The sequence below is a fragment of the Bacillus sp. PS95 genome, assembly GCF_037963565.1.
Classification (GTDB): domain Bacteria; phylum Bacillota; class Bacilli; order Bacillales; family Bacillaceae; genus Bacillus; species Bacillus subtilis.
Map to the genome: position 1 here is coordinate 1,067,096 of NZ_CP150160.1, position 15,114 is coordinate 1,082,209.

General features: G+C 45.3%; 17 protein-coding genes. 6 read left to right on the forward strand and 11 right to left on the reverse strand.

Annotated elements, in window-relative coordinates; all coding sequences use genetic code 11:
• Positions 1-100 precede the first annotated feature (100 nt).
• Positions 101-1,072: an ABC transporter substrate-binding protein gene (locus NSQ12_RS05565; protein ID WP_032721272.1), complete on the forward strand. Its 972-nt coding sequence runs from the start codon at positions 101-103 to the stop codon at positions 1,070-1,072.
• Positions 1,073-1,103: 31 nt separating this feature from the next.
• Here the strand turns inward: NSQ12_RS05565 and phoE are convergent, their stop codons facing one another.
• The 6 genes from phoE to NSQ12_RS05595 form a co-directional block, all read right to left on the reverse strand.
• Positions 1,104-1,685, reverse strand: a complete 582-nt coding sequence (phoE, locus tag NSQ12_RS05570) for a phosphatase PhoE (protein WP_017695347.1) — start codon at positions 1,683-1,685, stop codon at positions 1,104-1,106.
• Between the two features lie 70 nt (positions 1,686-1,755).
• Complete coding sequence (locus NSQ12_RS05575; protein ID WP_326144880.1) at positions 1,756-2,850, reverse strand: acetyl-CoA C-acyltransferase; 1,095 nt, start codon at positions 2,848-2,850, stop codon at positions 1,756-1,758.
• The gene (locus NSQ12_RS05580) at positions 2,847-4,286 is read right to left on the reverse strand and encodes an acyl-CoA synthetase (protein ID WP_339176126.1); all 1,440 of its coding nucleotides are present in this window, start codon (positions 4,284-4,286) and stop codon (positions 2,847-2,849) included. Before NSQ12_RS05580 ends, NSQ12_RS05575 begins: the two co-directional genes overlap by 4 nt.
• Positions 4,287-4,292: 6 nt before the next feature.
• Entirely contained in the window at positions 4,293-4,853 is a 561-nt protein-coding gene (locus tag NSQ12_RS05585; protein WP_003233151.1) for a biotin transporter BioY, read from the reverse strand.
• A 134-nt stretch (positions 4,854-4,987) separates the two neighbouring features.
• The gene (gene hemAT / locus NSQ12_RS05590; protein ID WP_003245216.1) at positions 4,988-6,286 is read right to left on the reverse strand and encodes a heme-based aerotactic transducer HemAT; all 1,299 of its coding nucleotides are present in this window, start codon (positions 6,284-6,286) and stop codon (positions 4,988-4,990) included.
• Between the two features lie 138 nt (positions 6,287-6,424).
• Complete coding sequence (locus NSQ12_RS05595; RefSeq protein WP_339176129.1) at positions 6,425-7,954, reverse strand: FAD-dependent oxidoreductase; 1,530 nt, start codon at positions 7,952-7,954, stop codon at positions 6,425-6,427.
• A 111-nt stretch (positions 7,955-8,065) separates the two neighbouring features.
• Here NSQ12_RS05595 and NSQ12_RS05600 point away from each other — a divergent pair, with 111 nt between their 5' ends.
• The gene (locus NSQ12_RS05600) at positions 8,066-8,923 is read left to right on the forward strand and encodes an SDR family oxidoreductase (protein ID WP_003245662.1); all 858 of its coding nucleotides are present in this window, start codon (positions 8,066-8,068) and stop codon (positions 8,921-8,923) included.
• Positions 8,924-8,950: 27 nt separating this feature from the next.
• Here the strand turns inward: NSQ12_RS05600 and NSQ12_RS05605 are convergent, their stop codons facing one another.
• Positions 8,951-9,184, reverse strand: a complete 234-nt coding sequence (locus NSQ12_RS05605; RefSeq protein ID WP_003233142.1) for an IDEAL domain-containing protein — start codon at positions 9,182-9,184, stop codon at positions 8,951-8,953.
• A gap of 292 nt (positions 9,185-9,476) precedes the next feature.
• Here NSQ12_RS05605 and comK point away from each other — a divergent pair, with 292 nt between their 5' ends.
• Positions 9,477-10,055: a competence transcription factor ComK gene (comK, locus tag NSQ12_RS05610; protein ID WP_029317573.1), complete on the forward strand. Its 579-nt coding sequence runs from the start codon at positions 9,477-9,479 to the stop codon at positions 10,053-10,055.
• A gap of 46 nt (positions 10,056-10,101) precedes the next feature.
• Here comK and NSQ12_RS05615 read toward each other — a convergent pair whose 3' ends face one another.
• Positions 10,102-11,001 (reverse strand): SDR family oxidoreductase, encoded by a 900-nt coding sequence (locus NSQ12_RS05615; RefSeq protein ID WP_326144882.1) that lies wholly within the window; start codon positions 10,999-11,001, stop codon positions 10,102-10,104.
• 211 nt (positions 11,002-11,212) lie between these two features.
• On the opposite strand from NSQ12_RS05615, the gene NSQ12_RS05620 reads away from it, so the two are divergent.
• Positions 11,213-11,482 (forward strand): excalibur calcium-binding domain-containing protein, encoded by a 270-nt coding sequence (locus NSQ12_RS05620; protein ID WP_326144884.1) that lies wholly within the window; start codon positions 11,213-11,215, stop codon positions 11,480-11,482.
• A 42-nt stretch (positions 11,483-11,524) separates the two neighbouring features.
• Here the strand turns inward: NSQ12_RS05620 and NSQ12_RS05625 are convergent, their stop codons facing one another.
• The 3 genes from NSQ12_RS05625 to NSQ12_RS05635 all read right to left on the reverse strand — a co-directional run bounded on the left by NSQ12_RS05625 (position 11,525) and on the right by NSQ12_RS05635 (position 13,761).
• The gene (locus NSQ12_RS05625) at positions 11,525-12,994 is read right to left on the reverse strand and encodes a sodium:solute symporter (RefSeq protein ID WP_122895185.1); all 1,470 of its coding nucleotides are present in this window, start codon (positions 12,992-12,994) and stop codon (positions 11,525-11,527) included.
• On the reverse strand, positions 12,991-13,191 hold the full coding sequence (locus NSQ12_RS05630) for a DUF3311 domain-containing protein (protein ID WP_003224377.1): 201 nt from the start codon (positions 13,189-13,191) through the stop codon (positions 12,991-12,993). Before NSQ12_RS05630 ends, NSQ12_RS05625 begins: the two co-directional genes overlap by 4 nt.
• Positions 13,192-13,389: 198 nt before the next feature.
• Positions 13,390-13,761, reverse strand: a complete 372-nt coding sequence (locus NSQ12_RS05635; RefSeq protein ID WP_160221476.1) for a hypothetical protein — start codon at positions 13,759-13,761, stop codon at positions 13,390-13,392.
• A 151-nt stretch (positions 13,762-13,912) separates the two neighbouring features.
• Here NSQ12_RS05635 and NSQ12_RS05640 point away from each other — a divergent pair, with 151 nt between their 5' ends.
• On the forward strand, positions 13,913-14,536 hold the full coding sequence (locus tag NSQ12_RS05640; RefSeq protein WP_010886465.1) for a VTT domain-containing protein: 624 nt from the start codon (positions 13,913-13,915) through the stop codon (positions 14,534-14,536).
• 1 nt (position 14,537) lies between these two features.
• The gene (gene lepB, locus NSQ12_RS05645) at positions 14,538-15,044 is read left to right on the forward strand and encodes a signal peptidase I (RefSeq protein ID WP_003233128.1); all 507 of its coding nucleotides are present in this window, start codon (positions 14,538-14,540) and stop codon (positions 15,042-15,044) included.
• Positions 15,045-15,114 lie beyond the last annotated feature (70 nt).

Consider the following 15,114-nt stretch of genomic DNA (forward strand, 5'->3'; position numbering starts at 1 on the left):
CTCATTTTAAAAATAATTGGTGATAATGATTCTCATTCCGTGTTATACTACTCTTGGACATCTTAACCATAGAAACTACCAACAGGAGAGACTGGAACATATGAAAAAAACACTGATTATTCTTACAGTTTTACTTCTTTCTGTCTTAACGGCTGCTTGCTCGTCTTCAAGCGGCAATCAAAACAGTAAAGAACATAAAGTGGCGGTAACACATGATTTAGGGAAGACAAATGTGCCTGAGCATCCGAAGCGGGTTGTTGTTCTTGAGCTTGGTTTTATTGATACACTGCTTGATCTCGGCATTACGCCTGTCGGGGTTGCCGATGACAACAAAGCGAAGCAGCTGATCAACAAGGATGTGCTGAAGAAAATTGACGGCTACACATCTGTCGGCACTCGCTCACAGCCAAGCATGGAAAAGATTGCTTCATTAAAACCCGATTTAATTATTGCTGACACGACCCGGCATAAGAAGGTGTACGATCAGCTGAAAAAAATAGCGCCGACGATTGCGCTTAATAATTTAAATGCTGATTATCAGGATACAATTGACGCTTCGCTTACGATTGCAAAAGCAGTCGGCAAGGAGAAGGAAATGGAGAAAAAGCTGACGGCGCATGAAGAAAAGCTTAGCGAGACAAAGCAGAAAATCAGCGCGAACAGCCAGTCCGTGCTTTTGATCGGAAATACAAATGATACGATTATGGCCAGGGATGAAAACTTCTTTACATCGAGACTTTTAACACAGGTCGGCTATCGATATGCAATCAGTACGTCAGGCAATAGCGATTCAAGCAATGGCGGCGACTCTGTGAATATGAAAATGACACTGGAGCAGCTGCTGAAAACAGATCCGGATGTGATCATCCTGATGACAGGAAAAACAGATGACCTCGACGCCGACGGTAAACGCCCGATCGAAAAGAATGTCCTTTGGAAAAAACTGAAGGCAGTGAAAAACGGGCATGTATACCACGTGGATCGTGCGGTGTGGTCTCTGCGCCGCAGTGTAGACGGGGCGAATGCCATTTTGGACGAGCTTCAAAAAGAGATGACGGCTGCTAAGAAATAAAAGAAAAGACAGGCAAACGCCTGTCTTTTTCTTATTTGATAAAGCCGGATAAGTGGCTGTTGATATTATAGTCTTTTATCCGCCATTTTTCTTCTGCAAATTCAATGTTGCTGAGGCAGGCGTTGACGAGGCGGGTGCTTTGAAGCTCCGGGTCACCGCCGGATATTTCCGTCAGCAGGGCGTGAATTGCCGCACCGTGCGCCACGATCAGCACCTTCTTGTTTGGATACGCCTGGTTCACTTTTGCCAAACCGCCCATCAGCCTGTCAGTGAGTTCTTCTAACGTTTCCATATTCGGATAGATGTTATCTGGATAGCGCTTTGTCCGTTCCTCCAGCGGCATGCCCTCCGCGTCGCCGTAATCGCGTTCCTTAAAATCATCCATCTCGACTATCGGAAGATGCAGATATTCATTAATAATTTCCGCGGTTCTTTTCGCTCTTTTCAGTGGGCTCGTCACGATAATATCCCAAGAAAAGTCCTTTACATATTCTCCGGTTTCTCTTGCTTGGCGTTCACCTGTTGTGTTTAGCGGAATATCGGTTTTTCCTTGGCATTTTTGCTGCAGGTTCCAATCGGTTTCTCCATGTCTTACTAAGCAAACGGCTGTCATAAAATCCCCTTCCTGACTTTATTCATATCGCTATTATACTAAATCGAAAGCATGCATCCTATAAAAAAGCCTATGCAAGAACTTCAAATAATAAAGCCAGCCCGATTCCGCCGCCGCTTCCGATGGCTGCAACAGCATATTGACAGTCTGTCCGTCTTTTCGCTTCATAAAACAATCTGGTTACCAGAGCTGCACCTGATGCACCGTATGGATGGCCAAGAGCTAATGCGCCGCCGCGCACATTGATTTTTGAAAAGGGAATGCCGAGTTCTTGCGAGCAGACACAAATTTTGACGGCAAAGGCTTCATTGATTTCAAATAAACCGATATCCTCAGGTGTTACATCGTGTGTATGTAAGAGGTTACGGATCGCATCAACCGGTGCCGCGGGCGGATAGTTGGGGTGAATCCCACTGACTGCGCTGCCGATAAACCGGAGCACAGGCTTAAGTCCCAGGGCTGCCGCTTTTTCTTCTTCCATTACCAAAAGAGCCGCTGCTCCGTCTGCTATGCCGCTGCTGTTGGCTGCTGTGACTGTTCCGGAGCTGGTGTCGAAAACCGGCTTTGCACGGGGAATAATCGCTTCTATTGGCCGCGTTTTCAAAAATGCTTCGTCCGTCTCCAATTCCCCGAGAGGAACAATTTCTTCACGGTAAAATCCTCCATCATGCGCGTTCCTGCTGCGTTGATGGCTGAGAAGGGCGTACTCATCCTGCATGCTTCTGCTGATGGAATAGCGTGCAGCCGTATATTCTGCCGCAATGCCCATGTCTGGATCGCCGATGGCATCTGGAGAAAAGCGGGCCCGTTCTGAAAAAGGGGATTGGCTGCTGCTTTCTGAGCCGCCCGCGATATACATCGTGCCGGCTCCCACTTGAATAAGGCTGCAGGCATAGCGCACAGCTTCAAGGCCGGAGCCGCACTGTCTGTCAATTGTCATTCCGGGAACCGATAAAGGCAGTCCGGCTTGAAGGGCTGACAGTCTGGCGAGGTTGCCGCCTCTGCCGGTAGCGTTTCCGAGAATGACCTCGTCAACTTGATCCTCTAGCTTTTGGCTGAGACAGCGGATGATGGGAGCTGACAAATCCTCCGGCAGGAAGGGCTTCAGCAGTCCGTTTTGATTTCCAAAGATCGTTCGTTTTGCATCAACAATAACCGCATTCATTTATACTGTATACTCTCTTCCAGCCATTTTTTCACTCTGGAACGGGCAATTTTTCCGCTGCTCGTTTCCGGCAAGCTGTCTGCAAACACCCATTTTTTCGGGATTTTGTAGGAGGCTAATTTCTGTTTACACAAGGCTTTCAGTGTTCTGGCATTAGCGTTTCCATGAATGACAGCTACAGCGATTTCTCCCCAATACTCGTCGGGAATGCCAACGACAGCCGCGCTTTCAACCTCTGGGCAGGCGAGAAGCACACGTTCAATTTCTTCTGGGAAAATATTTAATCCTCCGTACACGATCATCCCGTTTTCTCTTCCTGATATGTATAGAAAGCCATCCTCATCAACATAGCCCATATCATCCACTGTCATCCATTCATCTGGTGTGCTGCCGTTCACATAGCCGGAAAACCGCATCGGGCTGTTGACAAATATTTTTCCGACTTCGCCTGGCTGACAGCGTTCTCCTTCAGCGTTGCGGATTTCGATCCGGACATTATGAAAAGGGCGGCCCGCTGAATGCGGCTTCCGTTTGCTGTCTTCCGGTGAAGAAAACGTCACAAAACTAAGCTCTGATGTGCCGTAAAAATCGTACAGCTTGAGATGAGGCCATGCAGCGGCAAGCTTCTCCTTGGATTCTGCCGGCCAGTCTGCGCCGGATGAAATGATTTTGACGGGACTATCGGGAAAACCCTCAATCCTTGTGAGGGCGTCTGTCATCGTCGGTACGGTATAGAGAACACTGATGGATTCACGGCACAGCCATTCCTTCGTTTGAGCAGGGGAGAACTTTTTCAGTAAACAAACGGTTCCTCCGAGAAACAAGGTGCTGACAGCCCCATATAGGAAGTGAGAGGACATTAACGTCCCGGGAATCAATACCGTGTCATTTGATGAAATTGAAAAATCTGTTTCTGTACAGGTAAAGCTCTCTATCCATGAGCGGTGAGATCGCGTAAAGGCCTTCGGTTTTCCTGTCGAGCCCGACGTAAATCCCATATAAAAAGGGTGCTCCAGATCAATGGTAGGCAAGGGATCAGCGGTTGCTTCAGAAATATCTGCCATACAGTTATCCAGCAAAACAACAGGTGTCTGGCTATCTGTCAGTTTGTTTTTGAAAAAGGCTAAAGTAACCACAAGATCCGCATTGCTTATGGACAGCCGCTCCTTACATTCAGCCGGGCTCCAGCGTGTGTCGATGGGAATGGCTGTGCATCCAGCTGCTGCGGCTCCGGCAAACAGCTGTAAAAACGCCAGACTATTTGGGAGCAGGATCGCCACACGATTCGGCATGCTCGGCTGTGACCGCAGCCAATTTGCGGTTTGAGAGACAAGCCGATCCCAATCATGGTACGTGATTTGCTCCGATTCAGTCTGGATCGCTACACGGCCGGGCGATGTTTCGGCAGTAGATGAATAGGTATGAGTAATTGTCATGTAGTGTCATCCTCCTTTTGTAAACATCGTATCAGAAAGAGACAAGGCTTGAGTGATTTTTATCGCCAGAAATGCAGATACAGCCGCTTTTATCAAATCACCAGGCACATATGCAAGGCTCATGAAGGCGGCCTGTGACAAATCAATATGCATGATAAAAGCTTGTACCGGTATACCAAGCAGATAAATAAAGATGATGCCGAATACGATATGAGTGAAAAAGAGACGCAATACTGTCACCTTCCGCAGCCTGTTAGCGGCTAAACTGATCAGCCATGAAGCGAGGGGATAAGCAATCAAAAAGCCTGCGCTCGGTCCGAAAAACACACCAAAACCGCCTCGTCCGCCGGGCAACAGCGGCGCTCCGAAGGCGACGAGCAGCAAAAAGACAAGCTGGCTTAAGAAAGCAGACTTTGGCCTGAGAATGCTGCCTGCCAACATGACACCAAGCGTTTGCAATGTAATCGGAACGGGTGTAAAGGATAAGAAGAGAGGGGGCATAAAGCCGAGCACTGCCATCAGCGCGGTGAAAATCGCAATATGCATCATGTCGATTAATTTCAGCATGTGAAATCCTCCAAAAAGTAATCAAATATGGTTATACAATAAATGCAGGCAATTATTATGTCAACTGATTTTTAATTTAAGTTTACATAATGAACGCAAAAAAACCGGCCGTATGGCAGACCGGTTTTTGATGGTTATTCTTCTGTCAGGATGACAAGCGAATCAACGGAAGCGGCCACATGGGAAACGGCGCGGCTGACTTCCTGAAGCCCTCCAAGAAAGGCTTGCAGATCGACGTCGATTTTGCCTGATTGCTCTTTGCTGATTTTCATGCTGTGGACGATTTCATCGAATAAGCGGTTAATTTGCGTCATTTTTTCTTTACTTTCGCTGACTAGCTCATTCACGTCTTTGATATGCTTGGATACAATGTTGATTTGTGTATTCGTATTGTTCACAAGCTCAGAAACAGTAGAGACGGTTTTTTTCGTATCCTCAGAAAGCTTCCGCACTTCATTTGCCACGACAGCAAAGCCTTTGCCGTGTTCTCCGGCGCGGGCGGATTCAATAGATGCATTGAGCGAGAGAAGGTTTGTTTGTTCAGCTATGCCTGTGACGATGCCGAAGATTTTTTCAATTTGCTGCGCGATTTCATCCAGCTTGACCATTTCTTTTTCGATTTGGACAAGGCTTGTGTCAATTTTGTTCATCTGTTTTTGCTGGACTTCTAGCTCTTTTTTTCCGCCGATCGACTTTTCTTCAACAGTGCTGGATGTTACAGTGCCGGCTTTGGATGCTTGAGAAATGCCTTCAGATTTGTCCACAAGCTCTTGAACTGATCTGCTTGTTTCTGAAAACAGATTGGCAATCGATCCAGAGGTTTCTTGAATTTTCTGATGAAGAAGGTTTTTCTTTTCTTCTTGTTCATCACGGGTCTGGTTGTACTCGCTTTGAAACGCTTCAAGGACAAGCTGCTGTTCTAAGTTCAAGATTTTTGTTGTTGCTTTAATGGCTTTTAGCAGTTCTTGCTGATTTGTAATGGACGCTTCATAAATGTCAATCATTGACAAAAGAAGCTCTTGAAACGCACCCATATACCATTTTGGCAAAAGGCCGATTCTTAAATGGATGGAGGCGATTCGGTTACGCTTTTCAATAAATTCATCATCGATAACGCCTGCAAACATTTCCTGAATATGCCGTTTTAACGTTTGTTTTAAGCGGTCAACTGAGCTGTGATCATTAATGATATCCATCAATGAGCTTTCATGGTCAAGGTTTTTATAAAACGCATCAACGATATTTACGATATTTTCTTGAATGAGTGGCTGAAGCTGCTCTAACACGTAAAGCTCAGCATCTCCCAACCTGACCATTTTGAGCTGTTTTTTGACATCTGCATGTTTGTTTGTGAGCTGAATGCGGTTTTTTTGCTGTCCGTTTGAATCTGAAAAGTAAGCTGTTTCTTGTTTTCTGTCTTTTTTAAATAACAATACAATGATCCCCCTTGGGAAAAATATAATTTTTACTTTTTGGCTTTTTAAGCCTTTTTCTTTTTTATCGGCCAAGAGAAACATGAATGAAGCTGCAGATGAAAAATATTTGAAAAACCGTTCATTAAAATGAACGGTTTAATCGAGATCTATTTGTTTTAATGGTTTAATGGCCGGACCCTCTACAACTTCGCCAGATGGCTTAAAGCGTGATCCGTGGCACGGACAATCCCACGTATGCTCACTGTCGTTCCACTCGACCTCGCAGCCTAAATGGGTACAAGTCGTATCAACGAGATGGAGGCAGCCTGTCTCATCCCGAAATGCTCCCGCTCGCCTGCCGTTTCTGGTGACGGCTTTCCCTTCTCCTGGCGAAATGTCTTCAAATTGGACATCAGGCTTTTCAAGCTTTCCTTTAATCAAATGCTTGGCGACATCGGCATTGTAGGAAATCACTTTCTGCAACCCGGGATTCAGATGGAAACGGGACGGAGTGAAAATGCTTTCGTATGGATTGTCTTTTTTCTCCACAAGGTCTGACAATAGAGTGGCTGCGACTGCTGAGGACGTCATGCCCCATTTTTTGAACCCGGTCGCTACTAGAATATTGTCCTCATTTTCCGACATCGGCCCGATAAACGGGATTTTGTCGATCGTCACTAGATCTTGTGTGGACCAATAATATGGAATGCTTTCGATGCCGATGGTGCTTTCGGCCAGTTGTCTCAGTGTTTCATAATGTGTAGACATGGCTTTTCCCTGGCCTGTTTTATGGCTTACTCCGCTGAAGAGAATCAGCTTTTCACCGTTTACAACCGTATAGCGGAGCGCCACTGACGGCTGATCGATACTCAAATACATGCCCTCGGGATACTCGATCTTCGGCTTGATGGCAAGGACATAAGATCTGTCGGAGTACATTCTCGCAGCATATAATCCGCCTCCGTCATAAAAAGGGAAGTGGGAACAGCATATGATAAAGCGGCTCTTAATGGCGTGCCGGCTTTTTGTTACCACTTCGGGCCTTTCGCCTTTTTTGATATCAAGCGCAACGGTCTCTTCATAAATTCGGCTGCCTTTTTGAACAATTTGCTCCAAAAGCGCTTTTAAGTATTGAAGCGGATGAAATTGAGCTTGATTCTTCATGACAAGCGCCAGCTTAGAACCTAAGGGAATTGGAAGATCCTTGATAAGGTCTCTTTCAATTCCGAGCTTTGTGTATGCCTCATGCTCGGTGCGGATTTTTTGAACAGCGTTTTCATTTGCCGTATAAAGATATGCGTCTTGCTCGATCCATTCACAATCAATTCGATGTTCATCAACAATGCCTTTTATGTAATCAATTGCGTTTTGGTTTGCTTCATAATAAAGCCTCGCATGGTTTAATCCGAAATGGCGGATAAATTCGTCGTATATCATGTCATGCTGTGCGGTAACTTTAGCAGTTGTATGTGCAGTGGTTCCGTTAAGAACCTGATTTGCTTCGATCAAAACGACACGGAAGCCTCTCTTCGTAAGTTCATATGCCGTTGTGATTCCAGTAATCCCGCCTCCGATAATGGTGACGTCACATTCAGTGTCCTCTTGAAGCGCAGGAAAAGAAGGCAAGTCAGTTGATGTTTTCCAGTATGTTTCAGGTGCTTCCTTTGCAAAATGTTGATTAGCCAAGCCGTTATACCTCCAATCAGATTTATTCTTAATTTTTCCATATTCTATCTTTTCATACATAGGAAGCAGGCATTGTTCATAACATAATAAGGTTGAAAAGGAGTGATTTCATTGGCGAATCAAAAAAAGAAAACATTACCGCCTCAGCACCAGAACCAGCAGCCTGGTTTTGAATATCTGATGGACCCGCGTCCGGTTTTTGATAAGCCGAAGAAAGCGAAAAAATTAGAGGGCAAAACCGCTATTATTACTGGAGGAGACAGCGGGATTGGACGCGCTGTCTCGGTGTTATTCGCAAAAGAAGGGGCTAATGTGGTCATTGTGTATTTGAATGAACATCAGGACGCCGAGGAAACAAAGCAGTATGTAGAAAAGGAAGGGGTAAAATGCCTGCTGATTGCAGGAGATGTCGGGGATGAAGCGTTTTGCAATGATGTGGTCGGGCAGGCAAGCCAAGTGTTTCCATCCATTGATATATTGGTTAACAATGCAGCTGAGCAGCATGTCCAGCCCAGCATTGAAAAAATCACCAGCCACCAGCTGATCAGAACCTTCCAAACAAACATTTTTTCCATGTTTTACTTAACAAAGGCAGTGCTGCCTCATTTAAAAAAAGGGAGCTCTATTATTAATACCGCTTCAATTACCGCCTATAAAGGCAATAAAACGCTGATCGATTATTCAGCGACAAAAGGCGCGATCGTTACGTTTACAAGGTCCCTTTCCCAGTCGCTTGTTCAGCAGGGCATACGGGTCAATGCAGTGGCACCGGGTCCCATTTGGACACCGCTTATCCCGGCCAGCTTTGCCGCAAAAGACGTGGAAGTGTTTGGTTCAGACGTGCCGATGGAACGCCCGGGACAGCCGGTCGAAGTGGCGCCAAGCTATCTATACCTTGCCAGCGACGATTCCACATACGTCACAGGGCAGACGATTCACGTCAATGGCGGAACAATTGTGAACGGATAATAAAAAGCCAATCCTTGAAGGATTGGCTTATTCGCTCTGCTTGAGCGCTGCATATTCTTTAGAGAGCGTAAGAAACGCATCTTTATCTTTTTCGTCCAAGGCTTTGTTAATTTGGTCCGTCAGCATGGCAAGCCGACGGTTATACAAGGATTCATCGAGCACCATTTGAATGTAAATATCCGTCATTGTGACATCGAATTCTTTTGTTTTTTGCGTGTTGCGGGACTTCATGAGCTCAGTGTACGATTTTTTCTCTTTCATAAAGAATCCCCCCAATGCCTTTTTTATAGTATATGGATAACGGTCGAAAAAATCAATAAATTTTTATAATTTTTAGACAACTAATACTTGGCAATCTATCGACATATCCTGCAAAATGCCGTAAACCGGCAAGTCTTATGAAAGTAAAATCGGTTTATTACTAGTCATTTAGTACCATTAAATATCATTAAAAGATGATTTTATCTTAAATGTTAAAAAAACCTGTCGTTTTACAAAAACAGATGATAGATTATTAGTATAAATTTTGCAGAAAAAGGATGGAGGCCATAATATGAGTCAGAAAACAGACGCACCTTTAGAATCGTATGAAGTGAACGGCGCAACAATTGCCGTGCTGCCAGAAGAAATAGACGGCAAAATCTGTTCCAGAATTATTGAAAAAGATTGCGTGTTTTATGTAAACATGAAGCCGCTGCAAATTGTCGACAGAAGCTGCCGATTTTTTGGATCAAGCTATGCGGGAAGAAAAGCAGGAACTTATGAAGTGACAAAAATTTCACACAAGCCGCCGATCATGGTGGACCCTTCGAACCAAATCTTTTTATTCCCTACACTTTCTTCGACAAGACCCCAATGCGGCTGGATTTCCCATGTGCATGTAAAAGAATTCAAAGCGACTGAATTTGACGATACGGAAGTGACGTTTTCAAATGGGAAAACGATGGAGCTGCCGATCTCTTATAATTCGTTCGAGAACCAGGTATACCGAACAGCGTGGCTCAGAACCAAATTCCAAGACAGAATCGACCACCGCGTGCCGAAAAGACAGGAATTTATGCTGTACCCGAAAGAAGAGCGGACGAAGATGATTTATGATTTTATTTTGCGTGAGCTCGGGGAACGGTATTAGAAAAATAGGAAGGAGCTGACCGAACAGGGCAGCTCCTTTCATAAAGCTATGCCGTCGGAATTCCGCCGGTGATACCGTATACCTGAGAGGTCACATAGCTTGAATTCTCTGAAGCTAAAAATACATAAACATCGGCCAATTCCGCTGGCTGCCCAGCGCGATTTAATGGAGCTGGCGGCGTGCCTTGTCCGAATTTCGGGATGTTTTCCGTCGGCTGTCCGCCGGAAATTTGCAGCGGTGTCCAAATTGGTCCGGGCGCAACTGAATTTACTCTGATGCCTTTGGAAGCAAGCTGTTTTCCCAGTCCGACGGTAAAGCCGATAATGGCGTTTTTTGTTGCTGCGTAATCTAACAGCATCGGGCTTGGATTATAGCCTTCAACTGAGGTCGTAGTGATAATTGAAGCTCCCTCCGGCAAATACGGAAGCGCCGCTTTTACAACCCAGTAAAGGGAAAAGACGTTCACTTCAAATGTTTTATAGATTTGTTCAGTAGGCAGATCTTCGATGTTTTCGACCGCTTGCTGTTTGCCTGCAACGAGCGCTAGCACATCAAGTCCGCCGAGTTTGTGATGCGACTGTTTGACTAGATCTTGGCAAAAGGATTCGTCGCTCAAATCTCCGGGGATCAGCACTGCTTTTCGGCCTTCTGCTTCAATCAGCTCTTTTACCTCTTCAGCATCTGGCTGTTCCTCGGGCAAGTAGTTAATGGCCACATCGGCACCTTCTCTGGCGTAAGCAATCGCGGCAGCGCGGCCGATACCGGAATCGCCGCCCGTGACAAGCGCTTTTCGACCCGTTAGTTTACCTGATCCTTTGTAGCTTTTTTCTCCGCAATCAGGGACAGGCTTCATGTTCTTTTGCAGGCCTGGCGGTTCTTGATATTGTTCGGGAAATTCATCATGAAAAAATGCTTTTACAGGATTCGTAAGATTTGAATCAGACATCAGCAACGCTCCTTTTCTTTTGGTGTACATTCGTATGTGTACCCCTGAGCATAAGCAGAAAAACATGTTTTGGCAGTTTGAATAGTGAAGGAAAAAAAACAAGAAAACAAAGCCTTCTTCCATATTTATCTTGTCAAATAAGACTATATGAATTATGATAAATTCGAGCTATAAATCAACTAAATATTGGGTGTTGGGGGAGTGAATCGTCATGAAAAAAGCGGCGGCGGTTTTACTGTCACTCGGTCTCGTTTTCGGTTTTTCATACGGAGCTGGCCATGTGGCGGAAGCCAAAACAAAGGTGAAGGTCTATAAGAACTGCAAGGAGCTAAACAAAGTATACAAAGGCGGAGTGGCCCGCACATCGAAGGTGAAAAACAAAGGCGGAAAAACGAAGTACAAGCCTTACGTTTCTAAGGCACTTTACGATGCCAATAAAAAGAAAGACCGCGATAAAGATCTTATCGCCTGTGAACGGTAAATAAGAAAAAGCAATCTGGTGTCCAGATTGCTTTTTTTATGCTTAGGCCGCCTGATCGGCCGCAGCGCTTTTCGCCTTCCTTGTCATAAGGCTGACTGCCGTCATGACCGTGATATTCAAAAGCAGGGCGACGATGCCTACATTCAAGTCTTTTGCGGCTTGCGGCAGAGCCGGAAATAAAGTGCCGATCGTCGTTTCCGTCATTGTAATATAAGTAACTGCTCCGACACCTGCAATAATGCCGGCGAAGGCCCCCTGTTTTGTCACCATATTATGCTTGAACAGGCTGAACAAAAGGGCGGGGAATAGCTGTGTGACAAGGCTGTAGCCCATCAAAAGCAACGTAACGATGGTATTCCCGCCTTTGAAGGTAAAATACACCGAAATCAACGCAATCACCGGCACTAAAAACTTAGCAAGAGCCGATACCTGTTGTTCCGTCGTGCGGGGCGCAATTACCTTGTACACATTTTTTGCAAACAGCGTGGAGGCGGACATTAAGATCATAGACCCTGGCACAAGTGCTGTCAGCAGTCCGGCAGCACCGATAATTCCGACAAACCAAGGGTCAAATGCTTGCAGAGACAGTCTCAAAAGCGATAGATCCCCGTCTGCGCCTTTCAGATCTGGAACTTGCAGGATAGCCGCGAAGCCGACGAAAAGGACAAAGAGCAGGACCAGCTGGTACAAAGGCATGATGATGGCGTTTTTACGAAAGACTTTTGGGTTTTCGGCTGAATACGAAGCGGAAAACGTGTGAGGCCACATGTAAAAACCAAGCGCTGTCAAGAGTACGGTTGAACTGAACCAGGCCACACTTTGTCCCGATTCGGGGAGCGTAAGAAAGCCAGGCTTTGCCGTTTCAATCTGCTGAAACATGTCTTGAAATCCGCCGTAGTAATGAATTGGCAAATACACACCTAAAAACAGAACGACAACCAGAATCATGATGTCCTTCACAACCGATATCCAGGCAGACCCGTGAATGCCTGAAACCATAACATAAACCGTGATGGAAACAGCGCCGATCCAGATGGCAGCGGTCGGGGTGATTTTGCCGTACGAGGTTTCCGATACAATCAGCCCGAGGCCTTTCAGCTGCAGTACAAGATAGGGAATGAGTGCGGCGATGCCGACCAGTGAAACGAGAATGCCAAGCAGCGGACTGTTGTATTTTTTTGTGAAAAAATCAGACTGCGACATTAGTTTATGCTGTTTCGCGTACGTCCAAACTGCTGGAAGAAGCCAGTAAGAAAGGATGTAGGCCAGACATCCGTAGGCGATGATATAAAAGGCTGGACCGCCTTTTCCGTAGGCCCATCCGCTGCCGCCGAGAAACGTAAAAGTAGTATAAATTTCGCCTGCCATCAAAAGGAAGACGAAAACAGTTCCGAAGCCGCGCCCTCCGACCGTCCACTGCTCCAGGTTCATGTCTTTTCCTTTTTGGGCGCGTATACCGAGAAAAATACTCAAGAGCAGGACACCGAAAATGATGATGAGAGCTGCATTCATTCTGCTTCCTCCTTTTTATTTTCCTTGTCGAGGACATACACAATCGCCATCAGCGCAGAGGTCAAAAGAGCCCACATCACAATATAGGCAAGAATAAACGGCATGCCGAACACATAGGGGGTCACCTTATTTGCAAAAGGGATGCCGAGTAAGATTCCGATAAAGGGCAAAGCGGCAAGAACGTGAATCAGTTTCATAGAATCCTCCTTCTATTTAGGATTGGGGTGTACAAGCCCAAGCGTACTGAAAATGATGTCGCAGATATGGCAGCACATGTCACTTTTTAGGGTGAAAGGCTGTGGTTCGAATTATAAATAAATTTATTTTGTTTGTATAGTGTGAATTGTCTGAAATTAATGATCTGAATCGCCCGAAGAGGGAACGGGCAGTGTGATTCAAAAGGCTCGGAGTCTGTCCGGGGCAAATAGATAGTATGTTAATAATTCGCTGACCTGCTCACGGATTCGCGGATTAAAATAGCGGTGCTTTTCTTCATAACCGTCGATCACAAATGTATAGAGCGTAAAGGCCTCATCGCGTTCCGTCTCGCGGATTGCAATTTTTCTTTTCCTCAGTTCTTTTCTGACCTCCATCAAATCCTTTTGTGCTATTTTTAATGATTCGCCGATAAGCTGTTTATAAGGATGCTTCAATTTTAATGTGCTTTCTTCAATTCCGGCGAGATCACGGTTAAAAATCGTAATGGCCATGGGTAAAAAGAGAGCCCGTTCAATTAAATCGTATATTTCCTCCTGCAGATTTGGCATGTTGACTCCTTCTTTCTAAGGGAACGTTTGTTCTATTTGTATTCTATATCGGCTGGTGAAATGTTTCAAGACAGAAAAAATCACCAAAACTTTTTAGTTTTCTGCTGATAATGTGTAGAATAAGGATAGACAAACCCGGTAAGGAGTATAAATGTTGGAGCATTTTTTATCCTATTTGACACAAGAACATTTAACTGAATTATTTCAAAGCTATAGGGCTTTCGGTCCGCTCATTGCTGTGCTGCTGCCTTTAATTGAAGCATTTCTCCCGTTTTTGCCGCTGATCGTGTTTGTGGTGGCGAATACGAACTCGTTTGGCTTGTGGGAAGGATTCATCCTGTCCTGGGCGGGATCAACTGCTGGTTCCATTCTCGTCTTTTTGATTGTCCGTCAATACGGACAGAGAAAATTGCTTGGATTTATCCGCAGTCATCCGTCTGTCAGAAAGCTGATGTTATGGGTGGAAAGACACGGCTTCGGTCCCATGTTTCTTCTGCTTTGTTTTCCATTTACACCGTCAGCCGCGGTGAATGTTGTTGCCGGTTTGTCAAGGATCGGAACGCGGCCGTTTATTTTGGCGGCAGCCTCGGGGAAGCTTGTCATGATTTTTATGATCAGCTTCATCGGATATGATCTGCACGCGCTGATTACACAGCCGATTCGAACGGTCATCGCCGTATTGGTGATCACTGTCTTATGGTATGTCGGCAAAAAGGTGGAGCGGTATCTGCATGTAAGAGCCAGTCAGCGTGAGCATGATGGAGGGAGACAGTAACATGAAAAAACGGTTTTGGTTTCTTGCCGGTGTAGTGTCCGTTGTTCTCGCCATTCAGGTTAAAAATGCTGTCTTTATTGATTACAAGGTAGAAGGCGTCAGTATGAACCCGACCTTCCAGGAAGGAAACGAATTGTTGGTCAATAAATTTTCGCATCGATTTAAAACCATCCATCGTTTTGACATTGTCCTTTTTAAAGGCCCTGATCATAAAGTGCTGATTAAACGGGTAATCGGCTTGCCCGGTGAAACGATCAAATATAAAGATGATCAGCTGTATGTGAACGGAAAGCAGGTTGCTGAGCCATTTTTGAAGCATTTGAAATCTGTTTCTGCCGGCAGCCATGTAACGGGTGATTTTTCTTTGAAAGATGTGACGGGAACAAGCAAGGTGCCGAAAGGAAAATATTTTGTCGTTGGAGATAATCGCATATACAGCTTCGACAGCCGGCATTTTGGTCCGATAAGAGAAAAAAATATTGTCGGTGTGATTTCTGATGCCGAATAAAAAGACGCTAATGGAAGAGGCGTCTTTTTGTATGCCGTTTGGAAAAATGTGTTGAAGAAAAATTTGTAAG

Excerpts from the sequence above, each read along its gene's own strand:
- NSQ12_RS05565 (WP_032721272.1), top strand. The coding sequence starts at position 101 with ATGAAAAAAACACTGATTATTCTTACAGTTTTACTTCTTTCTGTCTTA.
- phoE (WP_017695347.1), bottom strand. The coding sequence starts at position 1,685 with ATGACAGCCGTTTGCTTAGTAAGACATGGAGAAACCGATTGGAACCTG.
- NSQ12_RS05575 (WP_326144880.1), bottom strand. The coding sequence starts at position 2,850 with ATGAATGCGGTTATTGTTGATGCAAAACGAACGATCTTTGGAAATCAA.
- NSQ12_RS05580 (WP_339176126.1), bottom strand. The coding sequence starts at position 4,286 with ATGACAATTACTCATACCTATTCATCTACTGCCGAAACATCGCCCGGC.
- NSQ12_RS05585 (WP_003233151.1), bottom strand. The coding sequence starts at position 4,853 with ATGCTGAAATTAATCGACATGATGCATATTGCGATTTTCACCGCGCTG.
- NSQ12_RS05605 (WP_003233142.1), bottom strand. The coding sequence starts at position 9,184 with ATGAAAGAGAAAAAATCGTACACTGAGCTCATGAAGTCCCGCAACACG.
- comK (WP_029317573.1), top strand. The coding sequence starts at position 9,477 with ATGAGTCAGAAAACAGACGCACCTTTAGAATCGTATGAAGTGAACGGC.
- NSQ12_RS05615 (WP_326144882.1), bottom strand. The coding sequence starts at position 11,001 with ATGTCTGATTCAAATCTTACGAATCCTGTAAAAGCATTTTTTCATGAT.
- NSQ12_RS05620 (WP_326144884.1), top strand. The coding sequence starts at position 11,213 with ATGAAAAAAGCGGCGGCGGTTTTACTGTCACTCGGTCTCGTTTTCGGT.
- NSQ12_RS05625 (WP_122895185.1), bottom strand. The coding sequence starts at position 12,994 with ATGAATGCAGCTCTCATCATCATTTTCGGTGTCCTGCTCTTGAGTATT.
- NSQ12_RS05630 (WP_003224377.1), bottom strand. The coding sequence starts at position 13,191 with ATGAAACTGATTCACGTTCTTGCCGCTTTGCCCTTTATCGGAATCTTA.
- NSQ12_RS05635 (WP_160221476.1), bottom strand. The coding sequence starts at position 13,761 with ATGCCAAATCTGCAGGAGGAAATATACGATTTAATTGAACGGGCTCTC.
- NSQ12_RS05640 (WP_010886465.1), top strand. The coding sequence starts at position 13,913 with ATGTTGGAGCATTTTTTATCCTATTTGACACAAGAACATTTAACTGAA.
- lepB (WP_003233128.1), top strand. The coding sequence starts at position 14,538 with ATGAAAAAACGGTTTTGGTTTCTTGCCGGTGTAGTGTCCGTTGTTCTC.